The sequence below is a fragment of the Caballeronia cordobensis genome (assembly GCF_001544575.2).
Lineage (GTDB): Bacteria > Pseudomonadota > Gammaproteobacteria > Burkholderiales > Burkholderiaceae > Caballeronia > Caballeronia cordobensis.
The window spans coordinates 17,744-42,834 of sequence record NZ_FCNY02000016.1; the positions used below are offsets into that span (position 1 = coordinate 17,744).

Consider the following 25,091-nt stretch of genomic DNA (forward strand, 5'->3'; position numbering starts at 1 on the left):
CGGGCGCTCGATGCGGCCCTGCTCAATGCGCCGCGACGGAATCGAGCCCGGTCGATTTCACTTCCGCCTGTACGCCGGGCGACGCGAGATAGTCGAGGAGCGCTTTCGCTTCTTTCGGATGCTGCGCGCCGGTGGGAATGCCCGCCGCGAAGCGCGTGACCGACTGCAAGGACTCGGGAATCTTGCCGACGAAGGCCGCGCCCTGAACGGGCAACAACTCGCTCACCTGCTGAAAGCCGATTTCGTAGTCACCGTTCGCCACCACCGACGCCACCGGAATACGCGGGATCATCTTCGCCTTCGCCTTGACCTGATCCTCGATGCCGAGCTTCTTGAACAACTCCCGCTCGATATACACGCCGCTCGCGCTGTCCGAATAGGCGATCGACTTCGCATGCAGCAGCGTCTGTTTAAGCCCTTCGATCGAGCTGATGTCGGGCTTCGCCGCGCCTTCCCGCACGACCATGCCGATGCGCGAATCGGCCAGTTCGACGCGCGAGCCCGGAATGACCTTGCCTTGTTTGATCAGATCGTCGAGTGCATAGCCGACCATGATGACGGCGTCCGCGGGCTCGCCGCGTTCGAGCCTGTTGGGGATCGCTTCGGGCGATTTGCCCATCGAGGGCCCGAGCGCGGTGTCGAGCGTGTTGCCCGTCTGTGACGCGAATGCCGGGCCGAGCGCCTTGTACGCGGCGGTGAAACCGCCCGAGCTCATCACGTGCAGGTCGGCGGCCTGCACGTTCGCCGCGGCGGCCGAGGCGGCGACGAGTGCTGCCGCGCACACTTTCAGAAGCAGGTTTTTCATGGTCGTGTTCGTGGTCGTGCAGGGTTGCGTTGGGTGCGGGAGTCCCGCATCAGTGCGCCGGAGTCAGCGTCGGCGCGCGGCGGCGATAGAGCGCGAACGTCGCGAGCAGGGCGCACACGGCGGCGAAACTCATCCAGTAGCCGGGCGCGGCCTTGTCGCCGGTCGTGTGAATGAGCGCCGTCGAAATCGCGGGTGTGAAGCCGCCGAACACGGCCGTGGCGAGGCTGTAGGCGAGCGAGAAGCCGGCGACGCGCACCTGCACCGGCATCACCTCCGTGAGCGCGGCGACCATCGCGCCGTTATAGACGCCGTACATGAACGAGAGCCAGAGCAGCACGAGCAGCATGTTGATGAAGCTCGGCGCGTGAGCGAGCAGCGACAATGCCGGATAGGCGGTCGCGATGGCGAGCATCGTCATACCGATGAGGAGCGGCCGGCGGCCGATCCGGTCGGACAGCGCGCCGCCGATCGGCAGCCACACGAAGTTCGATACGCCGACGCACAGCGTCACGAGCAGGCTGTCGGCGGTGCTCAGGTGCAGGACCGTCTTGCCGAAGGTCGGCGCGTAGACCGTGATGAGGTAGAAGCTCGTGGTGGTCATCGCCACCAGCATCATGCCGGCGACGACGACGGTCCAGTTTTCGAGCAGCGTGCCGAACACTTCCTTCATGCTCGGACGATGCTGGCGCGCCTTGAACTCCTGCGTTTCCTCCAGATTGCGGCGCAGCATGAAGATGAACGGCACGATCATGCAGCCGACGAAGAACGGCACGCGCCATCCCCACGCGGCGATGGCGGGCGCGCTCAGCCATTGATTGAGCGCGAAGCCGAGGCCCGCGGCGACGACGATCGCGACCTGCTGGCTGGCCGACTGCCAGCTCGTGAAGAAGCCCTTGCGGCCGGGCGTGGCCATCTCGGCGAGATACACCGACACGCCGCCCAGTTCCGCGCCCGCCGAGAAGCCTTGCAGCAGCCGTCCGAGCAGCACGAGCGCCGGCGCGAACAGGCCGATCGACGCGTAGCCTGGCACGAAGGCGATCAGAATCGTGCCGCTCGCCATGATGGACAGCGTCACGATGAGGCCCTTGCGGCGGCCGACGTCGTCGATGTAGGCGCCGAGCACGATCGCGCCCAAGGGCCGCATCAGGAAGCCCGCGCCGAAGACGGCGAAGGTCATCATCAACGAGGCGAACTCGCTCGCGGCGGGAAAGAAGACGTTGGCGATCTGCGTGGCGTAGAAGCCGAACAGGAAGAAGTCGAACTGTTCGAGGAAATTCCCGGCGGTGACGCGGAAGACCGCGGCGGCCTTCGATTGACCGGGCGAAAGGCTAGGCGAGGGGTGCATCGAGGTGTCTCCTGAATTCCGGAATACGCGGGTGAGGCGGTCGATTTGTGTTTTGCCCATATTCGCCCCGCGCCGGCAAAACGATAAGTGCAAATTTCGGAACGATTGATGTGCGCTGGTTATCAATCGACGGGTTCGCCGGCGAAGCCGTGGAGGAAGCTAGAATCGAGTGCCGTAGCGGGACGGGGCACAGTGCGAAAGGGGACGAGGAAAGCGCAACATGAACATCACGGTGGACGTCATCATCTATCCAGGCTTCAAGGCGCTCGAAGCGGTGGGCGCGCTGAGCGTCTTCAAGTACGCGAACGCGCACCTGAAACGGCGCGGGCGGCAAGGGGGATACGACGTCAAGCTCACGTCCCTGTCCGTCGGGCCGGTGATGTCGGAGACGGAGATTCCGCTCTATGCCGAGAAAAAGCTGTCCACGCTGAACATTCCGCACACCGCGATCATCGTGGGCGCGTGGCATATCGAGGGCGCCGTGACCGGCGCGGCCGGCATCGTCGACTGGTTCAGGACCTGCGCGCCGCGACTCGAACGAACGATCGCGCTATGTTCGGGCGCGTTCTTTCTCGCGCAGGCCGGCGTGCTGAACGGCAAGCGGGCCACGACCCATTGGGCGGTTGCGGACATGCTGCAAACGAGCTATCCGGCCATCCGGCTCGACTCGGACTGCATCTTCATTCAGCAGGGCAAGGTGTGGACGTCCGCGGGCGTGACCGCGGGCCTGGATCTGGCGCTGGCCGTCGTGGAGCAGGACATGGGGGCGGACATCGCGCTCGATGTCGCTCGGGATCTCGTCGTCTTTCTGAGGCGGCAGGGCGGACAGTCGCAATTCAGCGCGCATCTCGACAGCCACGCGACCCAGAACCTCAGCATGCGCGACCTGCAGAACTGGATGCTCGAGAATCTCGACAAGGATCTCGCGACCCCGGAGATGGCGTCGCGCGTCGCCATGAGCGTGCGCAGTTTCAATCGCTGCTTCAAGAAAGAAACCGGCACCACGCCGACCGCATTCCTGATGCGGGCGCGCATCGAAGCGGCCAGGCGGATGCTCGAAGAAGGCAAGCTGCCCGCGAAGACCATTGCGGCCGATTCGGGCTTCAAGACCTACGACGCCATGCGTAAAGCCTTTCAGACGACGCTCGGCATCACGCCGCTCGTCTATCGGGACCGCTTCGGCGCCGCTGCACAAGGCAGCGCCGAAGCATGACGCAGCGCGAGGCCGCGCTGACCGGCGGGCTTATTCCGGCTTGAAGCAATAAGCAGCCAGCTTGTTGCCGTCGAGGTCGCGAACGTAGGCTGCGTAGGCGTTGGGCGCCCAGCCACGCGTGCCCGCGGCGCCTTCGCATTGGCCGCCGCAGGCGAGCGCCTGCTTGTGGAACGCGTCGATCGAGGCGCGGTCGGGGGCCTCGAACGAAACCGTTACGCCGTTGCCAACCGTTGCGGGCTGGCCATTCGCCGGCTTCAGAACGAAGAACGACGGCGCGCTCTCTCCCCAGATCGAACCGTTGTTTTCCAGATCGGCAAGACGCTTGAGACCGATCTCGCCGAGCACGCTGTCATAGAAGGAGCGTGCTTTTTCGAGGTCGTTGGTGCCAACGGTGACGTGCGTGTAGACGGTCATGATTATCTTCCTGGCTGTGAAGCGGGATTGGCGGGTCTTGCTTAATAGATGACGACGGAGCGGATGGATTCGCCTTTCTTCATCAGGTCGAACCCTTCGTTGATCTGGTCGAGCTTCAGATGGTGCGTGATGAGATCGTCGATGTTGATCTTGCCTTCCATGTACCAGTCGACGATCCTCGGCACGTCGGTGCGGCCGCGCGCGCCGCCGAATGCGGAGCCTTTCCATTCGCGGCCCGTCACGAGCTGGAACGGGCGCGTGCTGATCTCCTGGCCAGCGGCCGCCACGCCGATGATGAACGACTGTCCCCAGCCCTTGTGCGTGCATTCGAGCGCCTGGCGCATCAACTGCGTATTGCCGACACATTCGAAGGAATAGTCCGCGCCGCCGTCGGTCAACTGAACGATATGGTCGACGAGGTTATCGACTTCCTTCGGATTGACGAAGTGGGTCATGCCGAACTTTTTAGCGAGCTCGATGCGACCGGGGTTGATGTCGACGCCGATTATCTTGTCGGCGCCGACCATTTTCGCGCCTTGAATGACGTTGAGCCCGATGCCGCCCAGGCCGAAGACCACGACGTTGGCGCCGGCTTCGACTTTCGCCGAGAACACGACCGCGCCGATCCCTGTCGTCACGCCGCAGCCGATATAGCAGATCTTGTCGAACGGCGCGTCTTCACGCACCTTCGCGACCGCGATCTCCGGCACGACGATGTAGTTCGAGAATGTCGACGTGCCCATGTAATGGAACAGCGGCTTGCCGTCGAGCGAGAAGCGCGAGGTCGCATCCGGCATCAGTCCCTTGCCTTGCGTCGAACGAATCGCCTGGCATAGATTGGTCTTGCGCGACAGGCAGAACTTGCATTGGCGACACTCGGGCGTGTAGAGCGGAATGACGTGGTCTCCCTTCTTGAGCGTCCCCACGCCCGGCCCGGTGTCCACGACGATGCCCGCGCCTTCATGCCCGAGAATGGCCGGAAAGAGGCCTTCGGGGTCGGCGCCCGAGAGGGTGTAATAGTCGGTATGACAGATGCCGGTTGCTTTCACCTCGATGAGCACTTCGCCGGCGCGAGGGCCTTCGAGCTCCACCTCTTCGATCGTAAGCGGTGCGCCCGCTTTCCATGCAACGGCTGCTTTCGTCTTCATGATTTCTCGTCCCAAGGCAAACAGTGTTCTCGGGATGATGTTCGCGGCGGAAGACGCGATGGCCGATTCGGGCTGAATCTGGCCTAAAACTAGTGTATGTTGGCCAACGGTTCCATAGGGCCGTTGCCGAGGCATTGGCCTTTTTGCGGGAAAGCGAATTCAGACTGTGCTGTAGCCGGATGTGCGCATCTGATAGGAAGGGAAGTCGGTGTACCCCAATTCGCCGCGTCGCGTGTAATACGTCGAGCGGTCCGCTTCTGCGATAGGCCATCCGTGCTTGAGGCGCTCAGCCAGATCCGGGTTGGCGATATAGGGTCTGCCGAACGCGATCAGATCGACCAATCCGGTGTCGAGCGCAGCCTGTGCGTTGGTTGAATCATTGAATCCACCGCACCAGATGATTGCACCGGAAAACGCCGCCCGAATTCTGGCGAGCAGAGCATGATCGACAAACCGGCTTTTGAACTCCGCGGTTTCCATGTTGCCCTCGGGCATCAGTTCATAGACCAGATGCATATAGGCGACGCCGCGGCGATCCAATTGCTCGGCAACATACAACAACGTTTCTTCGGCGAGAGGGTCCGCCGGCATGGAGTTGAATCTGCCGAGCGGAGACAGACGCACGCCGACACGTCCCGGACCGAATTCAGCAACCGCTGCTTCGACGACTTCCATCAGGAAGCGCGTACGGTCTTCGACCGTGCCGCCGCCGTATCGATCCGTGCGTGTATTGAGCACGGAGTTCATGAACTGTTCGAACATATAGCCGTTCGCGCCGTGAAGTTCTACGCCGTCGAATCCAGCCTGCCGCGCGTTTGCGATGGCTTGGGAAAAGCTATCGACCAGCGCCGACACTTCGTCCGTTGCAATGCGCCTCGGCGTGCCTGCGGGAATGAGCGCGAGCTTGCCATCCGCGTCGTGCGCGAAGACGGTCGAGTGCTCGGCTCTTTGCTCGGTCACGCCCCAAGGCGCCTCGCCGTTCGGCATGAGTGACGAATGCGCCATTCTGCCGACATGCCATAATTGAAGAAAGATCGTGCCGTTATTACGGTGTACTTCATCGGTTACGAGACGCCAGCCTTCCCGTTGCGCATCCGTATAGATGCCGGGTGTCATGGCGTAGCCGTTGCTATGCGGATTCACGTCCGCCGCTTCGGTCACGATCAGTCCGGCGCTGGCCCGCTGCGCGTAGTAGGTGGCCATGAGTTCGTTCGGGACATCGCCATCGGACGTCCGCGTGCGCGTCAGAGGCGGCATGACAATGCGGTTCTTCAGCGGGACAGTTCCGCCAAGCCATTGAGCTTCGAAAAGGTCTTTCACAGGTATCCTTCGGTTCGGTTTTGATCCAGAACGAAGTCTAGTTTTCGAAAGCGCCCCCATCTACACACCGTTTGGTCAGTCAGGGAAGATGAAGATCATCAAGAGACTGCCGGCCTTGCCGGTCGAGCGTGCGCTCGGTGTCCTCTCCGGCCGCTGGAAGGCGGTCCTTCTTCACGTATTGCTGGATGGCCCGCAACGCACCTGCGAGCTGGAGCAGCGCATTGCGGGCGTTTCACAGAAGGTATTGATCGAGCAGCTACGCGCGCTGGAGGAGCACGGTATGGTGAGCCGGCGGCCGTGCGCGGATGACCGGCAAGGGATCGAATACATGCTGACTCCACTCGGCGAAAGCGTGCGGCCGGTTCTGGAGTCTTTGATGGATTGGGCGGCCCATCATGCAAAGGAACTCGACGAAGCCGACCGGCTCGTGCCATGCGAGGCTGTGGTTCGAGGCCGGCTTACGTCACACTGAGTCTTCGAGAATGAATCGGCGACGGCCGAAGTGGTGACTCAGCGCTCCCACTTCGAGTTCAAGATGATGCTGCAGAGATTCACTCGCTCGAAACCCGCGTCCTTGTGGGCGAGGAAATCATCGTTGAAGGTGCCGAACGTGCTGGCGGGTCGATGCTTCATGCCGTCGTAGAAGGCATCGATCATCTTGTCGGCAAAATCGCTGCCGCGCGGATAGGCAGCGATCACCGCCTCGCGTTGTTCTTCCGTGAAGTGCTCGAAGCCGCGTCCCGCTACGTCCATTCCGGCTCCCGCCTGCACCAGCGCGATTTCTCCGTGCATATGCTCTGGAATTCCGGGCGTGGTATGCAGCGCGACCGCGGCCCAGACCTTATCGATGTCGCTCTCCGAGATCTGATGGCTTCTCAGGAAATTGCGTGCCGCGTTTGCGCCATCCACCTCGAAGCGAAGCTGGCTGTCGCGATAAATCGACGTAAGACCGATATCGTGAAACATGGAAGCCACATAGAGCAACTCGGGGTCGAAGCTTACGCCATTGCGCTTGCCGAGCAGCGCGCCCCACAGATAGACGCGACTGGAGTGGCTGAAGAGCATTTCACTTTCGGTGTCGCGAATCAGTTCCGTGACTTCACGCGCCAATTGGCTATCCGGAATGCTGATGCGGTGTGTTCCGGAAGTGAGGATAAGGCTATCTGCATTCATCTGAAATCGACCTCGATGTTGGCTAAATGGATTGTCCGTTTCATCGAGGAAGGCTACCTCTCTTTAGCGTCACGACACAGTCCCAAGACTGAGCTTTCGGAATGCACCATCGCAGTCGGCGCGCGGACGTTATCGGCTTCGTCAATACGAAGAAAAGTATGCGGTTTGCAGGTCAGCAAACAGTGTCATGATTGACTCGTTTGAATGTACCATTTCGGCTATGACAACACTCCCTATCGGCCTCGATCGTTCCGGAGCGACGTCTCTGTCCGCGCAGATCTACTACGCAATCCGTGATGCGGTCGAGACCGGGCAACTCGTAGCCGGCGCGCGCCTGCCTTCCTGGATGGACCTGGCGGCTCAGCTCGGCGTCTCGCGAGGCACCGTGCGCGTTGCTTATGAGCGCCTGATCGACGAGCAATTCGCGATCGGTTTAGGCGCGGCAGGCACGCGCGTCGCCGAACGTCCGAGCCTGCCAGCGGCAAGTCTTTCGTCGCTGGATGCGTCGCCTTTTCCTGATCTCTTTCCCGAGTTCGGTGCGGTCCCTTTGACGTTTCAAATGGGCGTGCCCGCGAACGATGCCTTTCCGTTCAAGTTATGGTCGCGGGTTCTGACGCGTGGCGCGCGGCAGGCCGCCGTGGCGCCGGTCGGATACCCGGACCCTCGCGGCGATCCCGGCCTGCGAAAGGAAATCGCGGCCTACCTGGGCGTGGCCCGTGGTCTGCGGTGCCAGCCATCGCAGGTTCTCGTTACGTCCGGCTTCGCCGGTGCGCTCGGTCTTGCCGTCCGCGGTCTTCGGCTCGAAGGCAAGCAAGCCTGGACCGAGAATCCTGGCTTTCCGCTCACGCGTCGTGCGCTCGATCTGGCGGGCATGAACGTAACAGCCGTTCCCGTCGATGCGGATGGTCTCGATATGGATGCCGGCATTCGACATGCGGCCGACGCAGCCGTCGCAGTCGTGACACCCGGGCAGCAGGCACCGCTTGGCATGGCCATGTCGCTTCCCCGTCGGCTTGCATTGCTCGACTGGGCTCGACGAAACGATGCCTGGGTTATCGAGGACGATTACCTGAGCGAGCTGCAACTGAAAGGGCGCGCCGCGCCCGCGCTTGCATCGCTCGATCAGCACGGACGGGTGCTGCATATCGGCAGTTTCAGCAAGACCATCAGTCCCGCGCTTCGACTGGGCTTTCTTGTGGTGCCGCTGGAGCTTGCTCACCAATTCGGCGAGGTCGCGGCCTGCCTGACGCCCGCGCCAGCGGCTTCCACGCAGTACGCTGTCGCCGAGTTTCTTCGCGAGGGGCATTATCTTCGTCATCTTCGCCGCATGAAGCGTCTCTATGCATCGCGGCGAGATGGGCTGTTGCGCTGTCTGCAGGCGCTGGAGTCGGATTCGATGAAAGTGCAGACGACCGCTGGCATGGCTGTCGTCACGTGGCTGCCCGACTCCGTGTCGGACGTCGAGATCGCGTCGCAAGCCCTGCGCTTCGGCATGGCTCCGGCTCCGTTGTCGCCGTGGTTTATGCACGCTCCAGCGCGGCAGGGACTTCTGCTCGGCGTGACCAATCTGAACGAGCAGAAGTTATCCGCCGACTGTCGCCGACTGGCGGAACTTGTGCGATCGCAATAAGTTATACGAAGTGATCATCCTCTAAAAAACTAAAAGCCGTGGAACGAGGCGAACTCTTCGATTGATGCCTTCGGCATCTGCGGGCGTCGTTTAGCCCAGTGCGGTTCGCCGAAACCCAGCGCCATGCTGCACACGACGAGCTCCTCGGGTGCGAGCGGCAACTCGGACCGGATAACGGCGTGATAGCGCGAAAGAAACTCCTGAGTGCAGGTGTCGAGCCCGCGCGCTTTCGCCGCGAGCATGATGTTCTGAATGAACATGCCCAGATCGAGCCAGCTTCCTTTCTCCAGACGCCGATCGATGGTGAAAATCAGCCCGACCGGAGCGTCGAAGAACCGGCAGTTTCGAGCAGTATTCGCCGCACGCGCGTCGCTATCATCATGCGCGATACCGAGCGAGCCGAAGAAAATCGAACCGACTCGCGCCGGCGCGAAGCGAACGGCTCGGGCAAAGGGTCGGGAAGATAGCTGTATTCGGATGAATGCTCCGCGGCTGAAGTCGCGTGCGCGTGGCTGATCGCGTCGGTCAGCGTGAGCTTGGCGGTCCCCGCCGTGACATACACGCGCCAGGGTTGGACGTTTGCACCCGTTCCCGCATAACGCGCCGCATCGAGGATGCCGGTGATGGCGTCGAGATCCACCTCTCGATCCAGAAAGAATCGATTGGCAAACCGGCTCATCATGATGTGCTCGGTTTCGGATAGCTTTTGCGTCGGCTTGGTTTCGTCAATGATCATGGTGGATGAAAGCTCTTGAAACATTGGGTCCGGTATAGCCTACGACGCCGCGAATCATTTATGAACTGAAATTACTGCAAGGCGAAAATGAATGCCATGCATTCAAGTGAGCCTATGTCGCATGCTTTGACACCGCGCCGGGCATGAGATCGGCAATGGTCTGCCGTAGCCAGACGTTGCCGGGATCGCGATGAAAGCGCGCATGCCAATGCTGCTTCACGCTATAGCGCGGCAGCTCGTACGGCACGACCAGACGTCGAATCGGCTCGCGCGATAGCATGGCGAGCGCGTAATAGCGCGGCACCGTCGCGAGAAGTTCCGTCTCACTGACTATCTGCGCTACCGCCAGAAAGCTCGGCACTCGCAACGCAATGTCGCGGGAAACGCCGGCAGCGGCCAGTGCCTTATCGACCATCGCGGTATGCCCCGTTGCCGGATTGAATACTTCGACGTGTCGTTCGACGGCGTAGGCGCTTTTGCCGAGCCGCTTTCCGATTCGCGGGTGCGACAAGCTCGCAATGCACTGAAAGTCCTGCTCGAACAGGGCTTGCTGATAGAAACCGGCGTCGAGTTGCGGCATGTAACCGACCGCCAGGTCGACTGCGCCGTCTTCCAGCCGTCGAGGGCTATCTGCATTGATCTTCTCAGCTTCGACGTGAATGCCTGGCGCATTCGACTGCAGATGGCGAAGCAGGCGCGGAAGCAGAGATATCTCGCCGAGATCGGTCATGCACACGCGAAACGTCCGGTGCGAATGCGCCGGTTCGAAGACGGGCGCCCCTGTACGCGCTACCTCCAGATCTTCACGCACTTTATGTAGAACCGGCTGCAGCGCGACAGCGCGCGGCGTCGGCAACATGCCGCGCGACGTGCGGATAAAGAGCTGATCGCCGTAATAGTCGCGCAGTCGATTGAGCGCCGTGCTGGCCGCGCCCTGAGTCATGCCGAGCCTGTCCGCAGCGCTCGTCACACTCAAGGTCTTGTAGACCTCATCGAAAACCCAGATCCATTCCACGTCGAGCGAAGCCATAGTTCTCTACCCAGTGATATCGAAATTTTCGATGCGCGGTATCCCGTTGATCGGTTGTCGCGATAGTAGCGCAATGGAAGAATGCACGCATTCGTCATCGATCTCCAACGCGATCAAGCCCGATTAAACATGTCTACCACGCACAACGGCCACTGGCTGCAAGCCGAACGTTCGCCCCGCACACTGCCGACCGAAATCTGGCGCTGGTCCGCCGTCGATATCGCTGCGCAAGTTCGCGCGCGTACGGTCTCCTGTGCGGAGGTGCTGAGCGCGTTTCATCAGCGGATCGATTCGGTCAATCCGCGACTCAATGCGATCGTCCATGCGGATCGCAACCGTGCCATCGAGACGGCGAATCGAGCGGACGATGCGCTGCGACGCACGCCACATGAGACGCGCATGCTGCACGGGGTGCCGTTGACGATAAAACTGAACGTGGACGTAGAAGGCGAAGCCACGACGAACGGTAATCCGGCTTATGCGGATCGCGTGGCACCGGCGGACAGTTCCGTGGTCGCGAACTTGCGCAATGCCGGCGCGAACCTTATCGGCCGCACGAACGTGCCAGCATTTTCGTTCAGGTGGTTCACGGATAACCCGCTATACGGCAGAACGCTCAACCCGTGGCGCGCCGACATCACTTCAGGCGGTTCGAGCGGCGGCGCGGCGGTATCGGTGGCGACGGGCATGTGCGCGCTCGCGCATGGCACGGACATCGCCGGGTCGATTCGCTATCCCGCGTATGTCAACGGTATCGTCGGTCTTCGTACCACGCCGGGGCGAGTGTCAGCCTACCATCCGACCGTCAGACAACGCTTCTATGGGCTTCAATCCATGTCTGCGCAGGGCCCGATGGCTCGATCGGTCGCCGATGTATTGCTCGGGTTGCGTGCGATGACCGCCCCCGATACGCGTGACGCCACATGGGTCGACGCACGTCTCGAACACGCCGACGATCACGCGCCGGTGAAGGTCGCCCTTATCGATGAGATTCCCGGATCCACGGTATGCCCCGAGGTCAAAGCGGCATTGGTGAAAGCAGCGAACGTGCTTGCAGCGGCGGGCTATATCATCGAGCGGGCTTTGCCTCCCGAGATCGAGCAGTGCGTCGACGTGTGGCAATCGATCGTCATGACCGAGGCGCGTTTCGGCATGATCTCCGCCGCGGACTCGATGGATGACCCGGATACCAGGCGATCGATTCACGGCATGGCCGATTGCGCGCCGACTGTCGATCTCGAAGGCTACGTTCAGGCCATCGCGCGTCGGGACGAATTGCGGCGCAAGTGGAACGCGTTCCTTAACCGCTATCCGGTTGCGCTTCTGCCGGTTTCATGCCGCCTGCCTCAACCGTGGGGCACGGACCTTGGAACGATCGAAGAGATGCGCGCGCTCATCGCCGCGCAAAGTCCCATGATTGCCACCGCGGCACTCGGCCTTCCGGGCATCAGCGTTCCGATGGGACTGAGTGATGGCCTGCCGGTTGGCGTGCAACTCGTGGCCGATAGCTTCCGCGAATTGCGTCTGCTAAGCGCGGCATCGGTAATCGAGCGAGATAACGCCGGGATATCCGCTCTTGATTATGAGGCTGTCTGAGTTATCGCTCTTCTACCAACCTACAAGATCAATAAACAATTTCGCGAGTCACGCGATCAGGAGATGCATCATGTCGTCGAACCCTAGTCCATCTGAAATCCTCGATGTACAGGATTTCATCGATAAACAGAAGTTCTCCCGCTATCAATGGCTCATTCTGGCGCTATGCTTTTTGATCGTTGCCGCTGACGGCTTCGACACGGCGGCAGCCGGGTTCGTCGCGCCCGCGCTTGCCAAAGAATGGGGATTGAACTGGGTCCAGCTCGGCCCCGTGCTGAGTGCTGCGCTGGTTGGATCGGTGGTCGGCGCGCTTGTCGCAGGCCCGCTTGCGGACCGGATCGGACGAAAGCGCGTGCTCGTGGGTTCCGTCGTGATCTTCGGCGCACTCAGTCTTGCGTCCGTGCAGGCGAGTTCCATCGAAGCATTGACGCTCTTTCGCCTTGGCTGCGGCATCGGCCTGGGTGCGGCCATGCCGAACGCCACGACGATGATCTCCGAATACGTACCCGCAAAGCATCGGGGACTTCTCGTCAACGTGATGTTTTGCGGATTCACGATAGGCGCTTCCGCGGGCGGATTTGCAGCCGCGCTATTGATACCGCAGTTCGGATGGAAGAGCGTGTTTTTCGCTGGCGGAATCGTGCCGCTTTTGCTGGCGGTCCTGCTTCTTGTGTATCTGCCGGAGTCGGTTCGCTTCATGGTCGCGAAGTCATGGCCCGCCGAACGGATCAATGAGGTGCTCAGCCGCATTTCGGGCGCTCCGCTGCAGGCATCCCGATTCAAGCTTCACGAAGGCGCCGAAGCGACGAAACATAAGCCTGTCGCATTGATTCTGTCGAAGCGCTATCGCACGGGAACGTTGTTGTTGTGGCTTACGTATTTCATGGGTCTGCTCGTCTATTTTCTGCTGACCAGCTGGCTGCCGACTTTGTTGAAAGACAGCGGAATGACGTTGAAACAGGCATCCCTGATCACGGCGTTGTTTCCGCTTGGTGGTGGCATCGGATCGATTGTCTGCGGATATGCGATGGACCGCGTCAACGCCCATCGGGTAGTGGCTGTCGCCTATATGCTAACCGGCTGCTTGCTTTGGAGCATTGGACAGCTTAGCGGCGAGATGTTGTCCATTGGCGTGCTGATTTTCATCGCCGGCACCTGCCTGAGCGGTGCGCAAGTCTCCATGCCGGTGCTCGCCGCGGCGTTTTACCCGACGAATGGACGGGCATCCGGCATTGCATGGATGCTGGGGACGGGCCGCATTGGCGGCATCGTCGGATCGATGGCCGGCGCGAGTCTCCTTCAGGCTGGGCTGGGCGTCGGCGTCATTATCGGCATGCTTGCTGTCCCTAGCTTCATCGCGGCCTGTGCCCTCTTGCTGAAGGACGTTGTGTCGCGCAAGCAGACGCATGCACTCGCGATTACGAGCGAATTGACACCCGAGTCCGAATAGGTCGTGACGTCCGAAAATCCAAGAAAGTCGCACATATACATAGGATAACGAATTAGTAGAGAACGCTTTTTGCTGTCTGGAGACGCAATGAAAAGAACATTGATTGGCCTGATGGCGGGAATAGGTTGGATCAGCGGCCACGCATCAGCACAAAGCGTGCAGCTTTATGGAATCGTGGATACGGGTATCGAATACGTCAGCCACGCGAACAAGCTTGGCGACAGCGTGGTCAGAATGCCGGCAATCACAGGGTCCACGCCGTCACGCTGGGGATTGCGCGGTTCCGAGCCGATAGGAAACGGATATTCGTTGAGATTCAATCTCGAGAACTCCTTCAATCTCCGGGCGGGAGACCTCAATCAAGGCGGGCGTCTCTTCGGGCGGCAGGCCTGGGTCGGGATTTCGGGCCCAACGGGTTCGTGGTTCCTCGGGCGTCAGAATACGGCCACGCTCTACACGGTTCTCGATAACGATGTCATGGGCCCCGCAATCTATGGCATCGGCTCCGTTGACGCCTACATTCCCAATGCGCGGAGCGACAACGCGATCGGCTATGTGGGCACGTACCGGTATGTCACGATTGGCGCAACCTATTCTTTCGGTAGAGACGCGGTCGGCGGGAATACGCCCGGTCAGGGTCTGTGTGCCGGCTCCGTTCCGGGCGCACCGACACAATGCCGGCAGTGGACCGCAATGATCAAATACGACGGGCCGACATTCGGCGGCGGCCTATCCTACGACGAGCAGCGAGGCGGCACAGGCGCTGCGGCCAACTTCTTTGACGGCGTACCTCCCGTGCCGATGACGAGCGCAACCGACATCGATTCGCGGCTGCTGGTCGCAGGTCATGTCATGTTCGGCAAGGTGAAGGTCGAAGGCGGCTGGTTGCATCGCAACACCGAGAATCAATCGGCCGAGCCGGACATACGTTCCGACATCTTCTTCGGCGGCCTTTCGTATCAGGTGACGCCAGCAATGATTGCCGAAGCGGAAATCATCAGGGTCATCAACCAACAGCACGACAGCCGTGCCACGCTATCCACCGTGCGGGGCATTTATCTGCTTTCCAAGCGCACGGCACTGTATGCGCAGGTCGGCTATCTATGGAACAGTGCGCAGGCCGCCTACACGATCAGCGCGGGCGGCGGCGGCACTACGCCACGTCGAGGGACGAATCAGCTAGGCGCGATGGCGGGCGTGCGCCAGCACTTCTAGCGCGACGCCCCGAGCGCCGCGTGGATGGTACAGCCAGAATGTGCGTTTTTGGTCCTTTTTTCATGCCTTGACCGAGCGCAGAATGGGTCATTCCATTCGAGGAACTGTAATGAAGACAAAGCGCATTCTGCTGCCTTTACTGGTGGCCATGGGACTGGCGCTCGCCGAGGTGTCTGTCGCTGCGGACAACGCTGGCGACAGCGTGAAGCCCAATTTTTCGCATGCCATTCCGAATATTCCCGGCAAGTCGCTCGTCGCCGTGGAGGTGTCGTATCCTCCCGGTGGGGCTTCGATGTCGCACCGTCATGCTCACTCGGCGTTTATTTACGCTTACGTGGTGTCGGGGCAGGTCGTGAGTCAGGTGGAAGGGCAGCCGGCGCGCACCTACAAGGCGGGTGAAGCCTTCTATGAGGACCCGGGCGCGCATCATCTGGTAAGCCGTAATGCGAGCCAGACGGAGCCCGCCAAGTTGCTTGCCGTGTTCGTGGTCGAAACCAAGGACACGGCCCTCACGACGATGGACAAATAGGAGTTTCAGAGTGACACAGCGATTGAACTACGAAAAGGCCTCGCCGAAGGGCGTCGAGGCGCTCGGCAAGGTCTACGGCTATATCATGCAGTCCGGGCTCGACGGGACGCTCGTCGACCTCGTCTATCTGCGCATTAGTCAGATCAATGGATGTGCGTTTTGCATCGACATGCATACGCGCGATCTGATCAAGAAGGGCGTCAAGATCGACAAGATAGTTCTGGTCCCGGTCTGGCATGAGGCGGAAGCGCTCTTCACGGAACGGGAAAGGGCGGCATTGGCCTGGGCCGAGTCGGTGACGCGCGTCGCTCAATCTGGTGTGCCGGATGCGGACTTCCTGGCGGCAAGCGCCGTCTTCAGCGAGAAAGAGCTTGCTGACCTGACGATCGCCATCGGCCTGATGAACACCTATAACCGCCTGGGCGTCAGCTTCCGTAACACACCTGAAGCCGTGGCGAAAAGCAACGCTTGATGCAGAGAAAATTCGCGCACTCAGATCGATATCGCATCAACCTTCTCTCAGGTTCTGGGCCCGTCATCTGGGTGGCCCAGGTACCTTTTTTTGCCGGCTCTGATCAGCCGGCAATTTTTTTCGATGGCATGACCCACGCTCTTCGGCTGCGACAAAATGCACCTCGACGAAGCGACATCACAATTTATTCTTTAAGTGTGATGACGTAAGACTCGAATCATTGGAGACGAACATGCTAAGCCCACATGAGATCGCAGCGCTCATGCTGCTCGATACAAATCCCATCCAGAGCGGTCTCGACCTGGACGACCTGGATGCCCTGTGCGAGCGACAGCTTGTTCTGCTGGAAGCCATGACGTCTGGCGGCGCGCATCATCGCGTGACTGAGCAAGGACGCGCGCTCCTGCGGTCAGTGTCGAAATATCACTAGATTCCGGCGCTCAGGCTGCGGCGCGCGCCCGTTCCACTTCCGCGGTCGGCACGCCGGCGCGCTCAGGCGAGAGCGTGAAATCGAAGTCGATCAGCACGAAATTGCCGTCCACGCCGTAGGGCCTGCCGTCCGCGCCCTCTGCCTTCTTCAGTTCGGGCACGAGACCTTCGCGCGTGGCGAACGCGAAGTCATCCCACAGATACGGATCGCCTTCGATATTGATCTGCGTCGTGAGCTTGCGATATCCCGGCGACGTCACGAAGAAGTGAATATGCGCGGGCCGGTGCCCATGCCGGCCGAGCTGATCGAGCAGTTGTTCGGTCTTGCCGCCCGGCGGCACGCTGTATCCAACGGGCACCACGCTGCGGAAGCTATAGCGCCCTTGAGCGTCGGTGCGAATCGAGCCGCGCAGATTGAACGCCGGCTGCGACGTGTCGAAGTGCGAGTAATTGCCGAGATGGTTCGCGTGCCACACTTCGACCAGCGCATTCGCGAGCGGCTTGCCGTCGTCGCCGAGCACGCGGCCGCGCATCACGAGCGTCTGGCCGGGATCGGTGCCGTCGTCGATGCGCGCGAAACCTTCCGACTCCGGCGCACCGGCGACATACAGCGGCCCTTCGATCGTGCGCGGCGTGCCGCCTTCGAGGCCCGCCTTGCGCTCCGCTTCGTCTAGCCGCAGGTCGAGAAAGTGCTCGAAGCCGAGCCCCGCCGCGATCAGCCCAAATTCGCCGCGCTGTCCTGTTTCGGTCAGGAAGTTGAGCGCGGTCCAGAACTCGTTGGGCGTGACGTCGAGATCCTCGATCGTATGAAACAGATCGCGGACGATGCGGTTGACGATTGCCTTCGTGCGCCGGTTGCCTTCGCTCGTTGCGCTGGCGTTGATCTTGTGGAGCAGGGCGTCGATCGTATCGTGGTTCATGCGTGTCTCCGTTCAGGTTTTAGATCGATTTGAACAGCGGACTTTTCGCGAGCGCATCGGCGCCGTCCGCGCTGGTGAGGAACTTCTCGGTATAGATGTCGCGCTCGAAGAGCTGGCCCTGCATGAGCGTGCGGATGGCCGCTTCGATCATCACGGGCGGTCCGCACAGATAAGCCTTGTGTCCGCGGAACACGCCGTCGAAATGCGCCTTCGCCGCGTCGTGCACGAAGCCGCGAAAGCCTTCCCATGACGAGTCCGCCGGTTCGTCGGACAGCGCGGGCACGTAGGTGAAATTCGCGTGCTCCTTCTGCAGCCGCTGAAAGAGACCGTCGTAGTACAGCTCCGAGTGGTTACGCGCGCCGTAGACGAGCGTGATATGCCGCGCGTCGTTCTCTTCCAGCATGTCGATGAGCATCGCCTTCGGGCTCGACAGACCGGAGCCGCCCGCAATCAGTATCACCGGCTGCGGGTCCGACTTGCGCACGAAGAAGCGTCCGTAGGGCCCGCTGAAGCGAATCTCGTCGCCCGATCGGATCTGATCGTGCAGATAGCCGGTGCCCTTGCCGCCGGGCACGCGCCGCACGTTCAGTTCGATCACGTTGCGCGAGGCCGGCTGGTCCGCGAGCGAGAACGCGCGTGGCATGTCCTCGCCCGGAATGTGCACGTTCACGTACTGGCCCGCCTGAAACTCGATGCCGTTTCCGTCGAGCTCGACGAAGATGCCCTTGATCGTCGGCGTGAGATCGATCATCTCTTTCACGCGGCCCGTATAGTCACGCACGGGGAAGTGCCGGGCGTCCTCGTCTTCGTCGATGTCGGCTTCGATCGTCAGGTCCGATTGCGCCGTCGCACAGCACGCGAGGCACTTGCGCTCGTCGCGCTCGAAATCCATCAGCGCGAACGGCGACGCCGGTCCGTGCTCGATCTCGCCGTCCACCACCTGCACCTTGCAGGTCGCGCACAGGCCGTGACAGCACGCGTGCGGCAGCCAGACGCCGGCGCGCATGCACGCATCGAGAATGGTCTGCTCGTCTTCGATCTCGATCGTCTGCCCGATCGGCTCGATGGTCAGTTGGTAGCTCATCGCATCGTCTCCTTGCTAGCTGCACGATCCGTCGATGCCGTTCAAGCCCGGCGTGCGAAAACGAATGACCGCCTTGTGACCGAGACCGTTCTCGCCAATCGTCTTGTCGAAGTCGGGCGTGAACGCCTCGCCCGATCTGAACCACTCGGCGGCGTTCAATTCGACGCTTGACCAGTCGGGGTGCGCGGCATACATCGCCGGAAGCAGGTCGTCGACGAGCGCCCTGAACGGCGTCGATGCCTCGACGGGAATGCAGTGCGGCGCGCAGAACATCAGGTGATCTTCCCAGCCGACGAAGAGCAACTGCTTGCCGTGAAAATTCTCGATGCGATCCCGGATCTCGCCGGTATAGCCTTCTTTCAGTGCGATGACTGACATGATTCGTCTCCTGAGTTCGTTCTTACGCGGCGCGCTGCGCTTCGGGCGCTTCCTCGCCGCCGTGACTCGGCTTGCCGGTCCAGCGCAGCCAGTTCCTGCGATCGGGCGAGTCTTCGAACTCGTGACCGTCTTCGCCTGCATGAATGTGGTAGTAGCGCAGCACTTCGCCCATCGGATCGAAGCCGGGCGCGGACGGGTCGGCGTCTTCGGCGAAGCAGTTGCCCTGATAGATCTGCTGCACCGGCATCCACGCCTGCACATACTTCTCGGGCTCGTTGTCGAAGATGTCCTTGCAGCCGTCCGAGCAGAAATGGAACTTGTTGCCGAGATAGTCGCTTTCGCGGTAGCAGATCTTCGTCGGGTCGTCGGGCTCGGTGAAGGCCATCGGGATCTGGCAGGTCTGGCACAGCATCGGCAGCGTGTTGTTGTAGAAGCGCCGGCCTGCCTTCTGCTCTTCGCGCCAGTATTCGAGGCGCGGACGATAGAGCTTGTCGAAGGTGGCGGGATACTTTTCCGCGAGCCACTGCATTTCGTCTTCAGACGGAATCCATGTGTGCAGCGCGGCCGCTTGCGTGTAGTTGTAGAAGATGCCCCACGCTTCGTGCGAAAGGCGGTCTTTCTCCTTCATCGCCACGTCGTGATACTTCGGCATGCGGATGCCGTAGCGTTCGAGATCGTGGAAGAGGGCGCCGCCATTCTTCTCGAAGTAGGTTTCCCATGCCTCCTGCCACGACATGATGCGTTTGGGTAGCATGTAATCCATCATCATCGCGACGAGCGTGAGCAGCCTGTAACCGCGCCAGAACCACTTGTCGATCCACTTCTGGATGATCGGCACGTTGCCCGGATCCTGCTCCAGAAGGAACTTCACGACTTCGAGGCCGAGCGTCATGTGGCGCGACTCGTCGGACTGCGCCGAGAAACCGAACGTCACCGTCGCCATGTCGCCGTTGAATGCCGCGCCGGACATGAACGGCATGAACAGCAGGTTGGTCAGCACGTATTCGAACGAGAACGAGATCGCCGTCACGAACTCGAACGGCCCGGCGCTCATCGCATCTTCGAAATACGACTTCGGCACCGAGAGGTACCACACGCGGTCGTGCATGTGCCTGAAGTCGTGAAAGCCGTTGAAATACTTGTTGTAGTGGCTGATCGTGTGAACTTGCGTCTGCGCGTGACGCAGCTCGTCGATCGCCTGCATCTGACAGGCGATGCGCGCACCCGCGCCGCGGAAGTTGCGCCCCGCGAGCGCGAAGCCGCGATGCGCCGCGTATTCGAGCGGACTCACGCCGGTCAGAAAGAGCTTGAGCGCGTTGATATAGCGCGGGTCCGTGACATTGAACTGGCCGTTGTTCTGCTGGAACGCGTCGATGATCGCGTAGAGCTTGCGTTCCTTTTCGCCCTGATACTTCCAGTAGGCGTCCATCGTGAGACGGAACGGGTCTTCCCACTTGTCCCAGTCGTGCACCTTGATGCCTTCGAAGCGGTCGTAGGGGAATACTTCGTCCATCGGCTGATAGGTGGTTTCCCAGCCGAGGCCGCGTGTGAGCATCGCGTAGTTTTCCTTGATGCTCAGCTTCTTCGGCGCAGATTGCTGTGTGCTCATTTGCTTGTCTCCTTCATGCGGCCGTTCAGGCCTTCCATTCGAGGATGAATTCGTCGTCGGTCTCGTCGATGTTGCCGCCGAGCGAGATCAGGTTCAGTTGCAGTTCGCGCAGGTCGAAGTCGCGGCCGATGATCGCCTCGATCGATTCGCGCCGGATAACGAGCTTGCCGACCGCATCGATCTTGACCATCGCCGGAAACGCGTTGACGACCGCATGCGGGTTGTCCGCTTCGATGGCCTCGATGATCGGCCGCGAATCGTCGTTGGCCTGGAACGCGATGAACACGGAATCAGCCATGACTCACCTCCACGCCTTGCTTGACCATGCGCGCATCGAAGGCCTGTGCGGCTGCTTCGAGCGCGTGATGCGCGTCGTCATCGAGCGCCGCTATGGCGAGGGGCTTGAGCGCTTCGAGTACCGCGCCGCGCCACTTCGCTACCCACTGCGCGAGCAGGGCCGCATTGGCCGGCGACTCTGCCGCCGCGGTCTTCACCGTGGCATCCACCCAGCGGCTGGTTTCGTCGAACCACGTGCTCGCGAACTCGTTGAGCATGCCGAGACCCGGACCGTATTGGCGCGAGATGCGCTCGTCGATCGACCTATAGACCAGCGGATACAGCAAGCCATCCAGCACGACGTTCTGCGCGACGAACGTCTCGAACCAGTCCCGCACCACCATCGTGTCTTCCACGACGCGACGCAGTCCCTGCCACATCGGATCGTTCATCCAGCGCGTTTTCCCTTCGGTGAGCGATGTGCCCTGATTGCCGTCCAGCGCGAGCCCGAGGCGCGAGAGATACTGCGCGATGCCGAGCCGGTCCATGCAATGGAACATCGTCGCCTGCGTGATGGCCGTGCCCCAGCCGTATCCGGTCACGAAACAGTTGTTGGTGTTCGCCGCCCATTCGACGTGACGCAGCGGCACCATGAGCGCTGCGATATGCGCCTTCGCTTCGTCGGGGAGATCAGCGAGCAGGCGTCGCTTCGCGACGAATTCGAGGTTCTTCTCCATCGTCTCCTGCTGCTTTGCGCGCGCGGTGGTGTACGCGCCGTAGTAGTACTGGCGCGGGTCCTTGAACGCGTACCAGTCTTTCATGACGATGCCCGTGCGGCCCTTGTCGTACAGCTCGAATTCCGGCTGCCACAGCGGACGATAGTGAAAGTTCACTTCGGGCTGAAGGTCGAAGGTCGCTTCCTGATAGCGCGAAGCGGGCTTGTCGGCGCCCAGGCGCCGCGCGACGTGCGAGAAGGTTTGCCGCACCTGCTCGACGGCTGAAGTCTTGATGTCGATCTGCATTCGTCACTCCTTTGGTATGGGGATCTCGTGGGGATCATTCAGAGAGTCCGGGCTGGCCGTAGCGCCATTTCGACTCTTCGAAATCGAGTTGTTCGCCTTCGTCGCGCGTGAGATGGATCACGCGATTGGCATGGCAGAACGACCGGTATTCGCGCAGGGGCATCACGAGTTCGACGCTTAGGCGCGGATCGCCGATCGAGAAATCGAACTCGACGAAACCGTCTTCCCGATGCTCCCTGAAGCGGACATAGCGGCGCGTGATGTCGAAACCGCGATCGAAAGCGCGTTCGCGAACGCGCGCGGATGTTTGCATCGCTGTCTCCTGGTGTCTTGTGTTGCGCCGGGTCCGTTCGATGAATCAATTGATCGAGAACCGGCGGGCGCACCCTATAAGGCAACACGTATGCCAATCGATGAGTGCAGGCGGCGGGTTTGCTTCGATTCAGCGCGGCCAGAGCCTTGCGGGGCGCGGCTGACACGGCTTCGCAGCGTGTCTGGATCCCCGCGCGCATGGCCCCCGCACCGGCTGGGCGACTTGATGAAATGATCGAAAAACGCGTGATTCGCCCTGATCAAATCCGTATCGGGGAAGGCACTAGTAGCGGGTTCGCGGCGAATCGCGGACGGGGCCGCGGAGCATTGCGCGATGCGCGCACATCGCCTATCGTGGCGACATGAAATCGACCGGGCCTACGGAGACACGAGCAATGCCACGCCGCGAGAAAGCGCCATCGAAGGTGCAAAACGGCATGTCGATGGTCGCGCCGAAGGGCGGGCCCGTCGACAGCCTGCGCTATCCCGACATCGCCGATCTGATGTCGCGCCTGCACTTCTCGCCGGGCGACGGCCGCATCTGGCTCGACGAGCAGCGCATGCTGCTCGTGCACACGGGCGCGATGGGCACGATGCGGCGCGAGCTGATCGAAAGCCTCGGCCTCGATGCGGCGCGCGGACTGCTCACGCGCATGGGCTACAACTCCGGCGCGCGCGATGCCGAACTTGCACGCCGCGTGCGCCCCGAGAACAGCGTCACCGAGATGTTCACCGTCGGCCCGCAATTGCACATGCTTGAAGGCATGACGATGGTCGAGCCGGTGCGCCTCGAAATCGACGTCGAGCGCGGCAAGTACTACGGCGAATTCATCTGGAAGAACTGCGCCGAAGACGAGGAGCACGTGCGCATTTACGGCATCGGCGCGGAGCCGGTGTGCTGGACGCAGATCGGTTATGCCGCGGGTTATACGAGCGTGTTCATGGGCCGCCCGGTGCTCTATCGCGAGGTGGAATGCCGCGCGCTCGGACAGGCGCATTGCCGCATCATCGGCAAGCCGGTCGAGGAATGGGGCGAGGAAGCCGCCGACGATCTTCGCTTCATGCGCGCGCAGACCTTCACGCAAGGGCTCGCCGCGACCGGCGCGGGCGGCGAGGGCGCGTTCGGCGACGAGAACATGGTCGGCGCATCGCCGGGATTCAACGCGGTGTGCCATATGATCGGACGCGTCGCGGGCACGCGCGCAACCGTGTTGTTCCTGGGCGAGAGCGGCGTCGGCAAGGAAGTGTGCGCGCGGACCTTGCACAGGATCAGCAAACGCGCCGAGGGTCCGTTCGTCGCCGTGAACTGCGCGGCGATTCCCGAGGCGCTCGTCGAGTCGGAACTGTTCGGCGTCGACAAGGGCGGTTTTACCGATGCCACGCAAAGCCGCCCAGGGCGCTTCGAGCGCGCGCATGGCGGCACGCTCTTTCTCGATGAGATCGGCATTCTCAGCATGACCGCGCAAGGCAAGCTGCTGCGCGCGCTGCAGGAAGGCGAGATCGAACGCGTGGGCGGGGCCGAGACGCGGCGCGTGGACGTGCGTGTGGTGGCCGCGACCAATCTCGATCTGCGCAACGAGATTCGCGCGGGACGCTTTCGCGAAGACCTGTACTTCCGGCTCAACGTGTTTCCGATTCGCGTGCCGTCGCTGCGCGAGCGTCGCGAGGATTTACCCGTGCTGCTCAATCACATGCTGCGCAAGTATCGCGAGCGGCACGAGCGCGACGTCACCGGCTTCACGGCGCGCGCACTCGATGCGCTTCTCAACTATGGCTGGCCGGGCAATATCCGCGAGCTGGAGAACATCGTCGAGCGCGGCGTGATTCTGGCGAACGATGGCGGCGCGATCGACATCGGCCATCTCTTCACGAGCGGCGAGAGCATCGACACGCAGACCTTCGGTATCGGCGACGATGGCTCGCTTACCGCGTCGCGTTCCTTGCTGGCTCAGGCGGGCGATACGGGCGGAGCCGGCGTCGAGCGCATCGCGCGCAAGGTGAATAACCTGCTGCTGGGGATGGGCGGCGATACGGAAGCGACGTCGCTCGATGAGATCGAGACGGCGTTGCTCAAGAGCGCGGTGCAGCGGGCCGAGGGGAATCTGTCGGCTGCGGCGCGCACGCTTGGCATCACGCGGCCGCAGCTGGTTTATCGGCTCAAGAGCCGGGGCATAAAGGTTTGAGCGGGAGTCAGCCCGGCTCACTCACCGGCGGCTTCAAAACGGCCGCGCACCCGCTTAGAACGTGTAGCCCACCGAGAGGAACGTCACGATCGGATTCAGCTTGAGCTTGGATTCGCTCTTGACCTGCCCGACGGCCGAGTTCGTCGTGAGCGTCGCGCGCGCGGACAGCCACATATACGACACCGAGAACGCTGCCGACCAGTGTTTGGTGAAGTTATACGAAAGCCCGGCATTCACGACCGGCGCGAACGAACTGCTGATATGCACGCTGGTGGGTCCCGTCAATGCAGTGCCGGTTTGCGGCGAATAGAGGAACGCGCCGTTGGCCATTTGCTGGCTCAGCTTGACGTCCGAATACCACACGTACGAGCCGCCTGCGCCGACATAGGGGCGGAACTTGCTCTGGGCATTCAGGAAGTAGTATTTGAGCAGCAGCGTCGGGCTCCACTCGCGGGCCGTACCGAGTTCCCCCAATGGCCCGAGCGTGCCTTCGCCGGTGAGATGAAACTTGGGTGGCACGCCCGTCACCGCTTCGACGGCGATGTGATCGGTGACGAAGTACTGCAGCGTCAGACCGAACGTGTCGGCATCGCCGACCGACGCGCCAGCACCCTGTTTCGTGACCGTCTGGCCCAGTGCGGTGACGTTGAACGGGCCGCTCGATTCCTGCGGTGCGAAGTGCAACCAGCCAGCGCTAATCTGGAAATCGCCCGCCGACTGCGCATGCGCGCTCGTCCCGGCCGCCATGCTCATCGTTGCGAGGGCTGCGCATGCAATGTGTTTCAGCTTCATTTCTTCTCTT

At 61.5% G+C, this 25,091-nt stretch carries 27 protein-coding genes; 10 read left to right on the forward strand and 17 right to left on the reverse strand.

The window, feature by feature from the left end:
- Positions 1-22 precede the first annotated feature (22 nt).
- Positions 23-805 carry a substrate-binding domain-containing protein gene (locus AWB70_RS26755; protein ID WP_053569905.1) on the reverse strand — a complete coding sequence of 261 codons (783 nt, stop codon included), beginning with the start codon at positions 803-805 and terminating at the stop codon, positions 23-25.
- A 49-nt stretch (positions 806-854) separates the two neighbouring features.
- On the reverse strand, positions 855-2,150 hold the full coding sequence (locus AWB70_RS26760) for an MFS transporter (RefSeq protein WP_053569906.1): 1,296 nt from the start codon (positions 2,148-2,150) through the stop codon (positions 855-857).
- 220 nt (positions 2,151-2,370) lie between these two features.
- Between AWB70_RS26760 and AWB70_RS26765 the strand changes: the two genes are divergently transcribed.
- Positions 2,371-3,363, forward strand: a complete 993-nt coding sequence (locus AWB70_RS26765; protein ID WP_045458315.1) for a GlxA family transcriptional regulator — start codon at positions 2,371-2,373, stop codon at positions 3,361-3,363.
- Positions 3,364-3,393: 30 nt separating this feature from the next.
- Here the strand turns inward: AWB70_RS26765 and AWB70_RS26770 are convergent, their stop codons facing one another.
- The 3 genes from AWB70_RS26770 to AWB70_RS26780 form a co-directional block, all read right to left on the reverse strand.
- The gene (locus AWB70_RS26770) at positions 3,394-3,777 is read right to left on the reverse strand and encodes a VOC family protein (protein ID WP_014192821.1); all 384 of its coding nucleotides are present in this window, start codon (positions 3,775-3,777) and stop codon (positions 3,394-3,396) included.
- 41 nt (positions 3,778-3,818) lie between these two features.
- Positions 3,819-4,925: an S-(hydroxymethyl)glutathione dehydrogenase/class III alcohol dehydrogenase gene (locus AWB70_RS26775; protein WP_053569907.1), complete on the reverse strand. Its 1,107-nt coding sequence runs from the start codon at positions 4,923-4,925 to the stop codon at positions 3,819-3,821.
- Between the two features lie 159 nt (positions 4,926-5,084).
- Positions 5,085-6,245: an alkene reductase gene (locus AWB70_RS26780; RefSeq protein WP_053569908.1), complete on the reverse strand. Its 1,161-nt coding sequence runs from the start codon at positions 6,243-6,245 to the stop codon at positions 5,085-5,087.
- Positions 6,246-6,333: 88 nt separating this feature from the next.
- Between AWB70_RS26780 and AWB70_RS26785 the strand changes: the two genes are divergently transcribed.
- On the forward strand, positions 6,334-6,717 hold the full coding sequence (locus AWB70_RS26785; RefSeq protein WP_014192824.1) for a winged helix-turn-helix transcriptional regulator: 384 nt from the start codon (positions 6,334-6,336) through the stop codon (positions 6,715-6,717).
- Positions 6,718-6,755: 38 nt separating this feature from the next.
- Here AWB70_RS26785 and AWB70_RS26790 read toward each other — a convergent pair whose 3' ends face one another.
- The gene (locus AWB70_RS26790) at positions 6,756-7,418 is read right to left on the reverse strand and encodes an HD domain-containing protein (RefSeq protein WP_053569909.1); all 663 of its coding nucleotides are present in this window, start codon (positions 7,416-7,418) and stop codon (positions 6,756-6,758) included.
- A gap of 220 nt (positions 7,419-7,638) precedes the next feature.
- Here AWB70_RS26790 and pdxR point away from each other — a divergent pair, with 220 nt between their 5' ends.
- Positions 7,639-9,048: a MocR-like pyridoxine biosynthesis transcription factor PdxR gene (gene pdxR / locus AWB70_RS26795; protein WP_053569910.1), complete on the forward strand. Its 1,410-nt coding sequence runs from the start codon at positions 7,639-7,641 to the stop codon at positions 9,046-9,048.
- Between the two features lie 29 nt (positions 9,049-9,077).
- Here the strand turns inward: pdxR and AWB70_RS39570 are convergent, their stop codons facing one another.
- From AWB70_RS39570 to AWB70_RS26805, 3 genes are all read right to left on the reverse strand, one after another.
- Positions 9,078-9,458, reverse strand: coding sequence for a nitroreductase (locus AWB70_RS39570; RefSeq protein ID WP_321167020.1), 381 nt, complete (start codon positions 9,456-9,458; stop codon positions 9,078-9,080).
- The gene (locus tag AWB70_RS39575; RefSeq protein WP_268812240.1) at positions 9,359-9,784 is read right to left on the reverse strand and encodes a nitroreductase family protein; all 426 of its coding nucleotides are present in this window, start codon (positions 9,782-9,784) and stop codon (positions 9,359-9,361) included. Before AWB70_RS39575 ends, AWB70_RS39570 begins: the two co-directional genes overlap by 100 nt.
- Before the next feature lie 112 nt (positions 9,785-9,896).
- Positions 9,897-10,814 (reverse strand): LysR family transcriptional regulator, encoded by a 918-nt coding sequence (locus AWB70_RS26805; protein ID WP_053569911.1) that lies wholly within the window; start codon positions 10,812-10,814, stop codon positions 9,897-9,899.
- 81 nt (positions 10,815-10,895) lie between these two features.
- Between AWB70_RS26805 and AWB70_RS26810 the strand changes: the two genes are divergently transcribed.
- The 6 genes from AWB70_RS26810 to AWB70_RS26835 all read left to right on the forward strand — a co-directional run bounded on the left by AWB70_RS26810 (position 10,896) and on the right by AWB70_RS26835 (position 16,506).
- A complete protein-coding gene (locus AWB70_RS26810) occupies positions 10,896-12,410 on the forward strand; it encodes an amidase family protein (protein ID WP_235024359.1) in 1,515 nt (504 codons plus the stop codon).
- A gap of 70 nt (positions 12,411-12,480) precedes the next feature.
- Positions 12,481-13,860 (forward strand): MFS transporter, encoded by a 1,380-nt coding sequence (locus tag AWB70_RS26815; protein WP_053569912.1) that lies wholly within the window; start codon positions 12,481-12,483, stop codon positions 13,858-13,860.
- A gap of 87 nt (positions 13,861-13,947) precedes the next feature.
- Complete coding sequence (locus AWB70_RS26820) at positions 13,948-15,075, forward strand: porin (RefSeq protein WP_053569913.1); 1,128 nt, start codon at positions 13,948-13,950, stop codon at positions 15,073-15,075.
- A gap of 109 nt (positions 15,076-15,184) precedes the next feature.
- A complete protein-coding gene (locus tag AWB70_RS26825) occupies positions 15,185-15,604 on the forward strand; it encodes a cupin domain-containing protein (RefSeq protein WP_053569914.1) in 420 nt (139 codons plus the stop codon).
- 10 nt (positions 15,605-15,614) lie between these two features.
- The gene (locus AWB70_RS26830; RefSeq protein ID WP_014192833.1) at positions 15,615-16,076 is read left to right on the forward strand and encodes a carboxymuconolactone decarboxylase family protein; all 462 of its coding nucleotides are present in this window, start codon (positions 15,615-15,617) and stop codon (positions 16,074-16,076) included.
- Positions 16,077-16,308: 232 nt separating this feature from the next.
- Positions 16,309-16,506: a hypothetical protein gene (locus AWB70_RS26835; RefSeq protein WP_014192838.1), complete on the forward strand. Its 198-nt coding sequence runs from the start codon at positions 16,309-16,311 to the stop codon at positions 16,504-16,506.
- Between the two features lie 10 nt (positions 16,507-16,516).
- Here the strand turns inward: AWB70_RS26835 and catA are convergent, their stop codons facing one another.
- The 7 genes from catA to AWB70_RS26870 are packed head-to-tail and all read right to left on the reverse strand — an operon-like array spanning position 16,517 to position 22,107.
- Entirely contained in the window at positions 16,517-17,425 is a 909-nt protein-coding gene (catA, locus tag AWB70_RS26840) for a catechol 1,2-dioxygenase (RefSeq protein WP_053569915.1), read from the reverse strand.
- 19 nt (positions 17,426-17,444) lie between these two features.
- Positions 17,445-18,509 (reverse strand): NADH:ubiquinone reductase (Na(+)-transporting) subunit F, encoded by a 1,065-nt coding sequence (locus AWB70_RS26845; RefSeq protein ID WP_053569916.1) that lies wholly within the window; start codon positions 18,507-18,509, stop codon positions 17,445-17,447.
- A 15-nt stretch (positions 18,510-18,524) separates the two neighbouring features.
- The gene (locus tag AWB70_RS26850; RefSeq protein ID WP_053569917.1) at positions 18,525-18,887 is read right to left on the reverse strand and encodes a phenol hydroxylase subunit P4; all 363 of its coding nucleotides are present in this window, start codon (positions 18,885-18,887) and stop codon (positions 18,525-18,527) included.
- 22 nt (positions 18,888-18,909) lie between these two features.
- Positions 18,910-20,496 (reverse strand): aromatic/alkene/methane monooxygenase hydroxylase/oxygenase subunit alpha, encoded by a 1,587-nt coding sequence (locus AWB70_RS26855; protein WP_053569918.1) that lies wholly within the window; start codon positions 20,494-20,496, stop codon positions 18,910-18,912.
- 25 nt (positions 20,497-20,521) lie between these two features.
- Positions 20,522-20,794, reverse strand: a complete 273-nt coding sequence (locus AWB70_RS26860) for an MmoB/DmpM family protein (protein WP_014192843.1) — start codon at positions 20,792-20,794, stop codon at positions 20,522-20,524.
- Complete coding sequence (locus tag AWB70_RS26865) at positions 20,787-21,794, reverse strand: aromatic/alkene monooxygenase hydroxylase subunit beta (RefSeq protein WP_053569919.1); 1,008 nt, start codon at positions 21,792-21,794, stop codon at positions 20,787-20,789. Before AWB70_RS26865 ends, AWB70_RS26860 begins: the two co-directional genes overlap by 8 nt.
- A 34-nt stretch (positions 21,795-21,828) precedes the next feature.
- Positions 21,829-22,107 (reverse strand): phenol hydroxylase subunit, encoded by a 279-nt coding sequence (locus AWB70_RS26870; RefSeq protein ID WP_082378120.1) that lies wholly within the window; start codon positions 22,105-22,107, stop codon positions 21,829-21,831.
- 442 nt (positions 22,108-22,549) lie between these two features.
- On the opposite strand from AWB70_RS26870, the gene AWB70_RS26875 reads away from it, so the two are divergent.
- Positions 22,550-24,289 (forward strand): sigma-54-dependent Fis family transcriptional regulator, encoded by a 1,740-nt coding sequence (locus AWB70_RS26875; protein ID WP_053570297.1) that lies wholly within the window; start codon positions 22,550-22,552, stop codon positions 24,287-24,289.
- Positions 24,290-24,343: 54 nt separating this feature from the next.
- On the opposite strand, the gene AWB70_RS26880 is transcribed toward AWB70_RS26875, so the two are convergent.
- On the reverse strand, positions 24,344-25,075 hold the full coding sequence (locus tag AWB70_RS26880) for an OmpW/AlkL family protein (protein WP_014192847.1): 732 nt from the start codon (positions 25,073-25,075) through the stop codon (positions 24,344-24,346).
- Positions 25,076-25,091: the final 16 nt, after the last annotated feature.

Bases quoted from the DNA above. Each gene is read 5' to 3' on its own strand.
- AWB70_RS26775 (WP_053569907.1), bottom strand. From the start codon at position 4,925: ATGAAGACGAAAGCAGCCGTTGCATGGAAAGCGGGCGCACCGCTTACG.
- AWB70_RS26765 (WP_045458315.1), top strand. From the start codon at position 2,371: ATGAACATCACGGTGGACGTCATCATCTATCCAGGCTTCAAGGCGCTC.
- AWB70_RS26785 (WP_014192824.1), top strand. From the start codon at position 6,334: ATGAAGATCATCAAGAGACTGCCGGCCTTGCCGGTCGAGCGTGCGCTC.
- AWB70_RS26855 (WP_053569918.1), bottom strand. From the start codon at position 20,496: ATGAGCACACAGCAATCTGCGCCGAAGAAGCTGAGCATCAAGGAAAAC.
- AWB70_RS26755 (WP_053569905.1), bottom strand. From the start codon at position 805: ATGAAAAACCTGCTTCTGAAAGTGTGCGCGGCAGCACTCGTCGCCGCC.
- AWB70_RS26860 (WP_014192843.1), bottom strand. From the start codon at position 20,794: ATGGCTGATTCCGTGTTCATCGCGTTCCAGGCCAACGACGATTCGCGG.
- AWB70_RS26850 (WP_053569917.1), bottom strand. From the start codon at position 18,887: ATGTCAGTCATCGCACTGAAAGAAGGCTATACCGGCGAGATCCGGGAT.
- AWB70_RS26825 (WP_053569914.1), top strand. From the start codon at position 15,185: ATGAAGACAAAGCGCATTCTGCTGCCTTTACTGGTGGCCATGGGACTG.
- AWB70_RS26845 (WP_053569916.1), bottom strand. From the start codon at position 18,509: ATGAGCTACCAACTGACCATCGAGCCGATCGGGCAGACGATCGAGATC.
- AWB70_RS26865 (WP_053569919.1), bottom strand. From the start codon at position 21,794: ATGCAGATCGACATCAAGACTTCAGCCGTCGAGCAGGTGCGGCAAACC.
- AWB70_RS26810 (WP_235024359.1), top strand. From the start codon at position 10,896: ATGCACGCATTCGTCATCGATCTCCAACGCGATCAAGCCCGATTAAAC.
- AWB70_RS26790 (WP_053569909.1), bottom strand. From the start codon at position 7,418: ATGAATGCAGATAGCCTTATCCTCACTTCCGGAACACACCGCATCAGC.
- AWB70_RS26820 (WP_053569913.1), top strand. From the start codon at position 13,948: ATGAAAAGAACATTGATTGGCCTGATGGCGGGAATAGGTTGGATCAGC.
- pdxR (WP_053569910.1), top strand. From the start codon at position 7,639: ATGACAACACTCCCTATCGGCCTCGATCGTTCCGGAGCGACGTCTCTG.
- AWB70_RS26805 (WP_053569911.1), bottom strand. From the start codon at position 10,814: ATGGCTTCGCTCGACGTGGAATGGATCTGGGTTTTCGATGAGGTCTAC.
- AWB70_RS26815 (WP_053569912.1), top strand. From the start codon at position 12,481: ATGTCGTCGAACCCTAGTCCATCTGAAATCCTCGATGTACAGGATTTC.
- AWB70_RS26870 (WP_082378120.1), bottom strand. From the start codon at position 22,107: ATGCAAACATCCGCGCGCGTTCGCGAACGCGCTTTCGATCGCGGTTTC.
- catA (WP_053569915.1), bottom strand. From the start codon at position 17,425: ATGAACCACGATACGATCGACGCCCTGCTCCACAAGATCAACGCCAGC.
- AWB70_RS39575 (WP_268812240.1), bottom strand. From the start codon at position 9,784: ATGATCATTGACGAAACCAAGCCGACGCAAAAGCTATCCGAAACCGAG.
- AWB70_RS26835 (WP_014192838.1), top strand. From the start codon at position 16,309: ATGCTAAGCCCACATGAGATCGCAGCGCTCATGCTGCTCGATACAAAT.
- AWB70_RS26760 (WP_053569906.1), bottom strand. From the start codon at position 2,150: ATGCACCCCTCGCCTAGCCTTTCGCCCGGTCAATCGAAGGCCGCCGCG.
- AWB70_RS26875 (WP_053570297.1), top strand. From the start codon at position 22,550: ATGGTCGCGCCGAAGGGCGGGCCCGTCGACAGCCTGCGCTATCCCGAC.
- AWB70_RS26770 (WP_014192821.1), bottom strand. From the start codon at position 3,777: ATGACCGTCTACACGCACGTCACCGTTGGCACCAACGACCTCGAAAAA.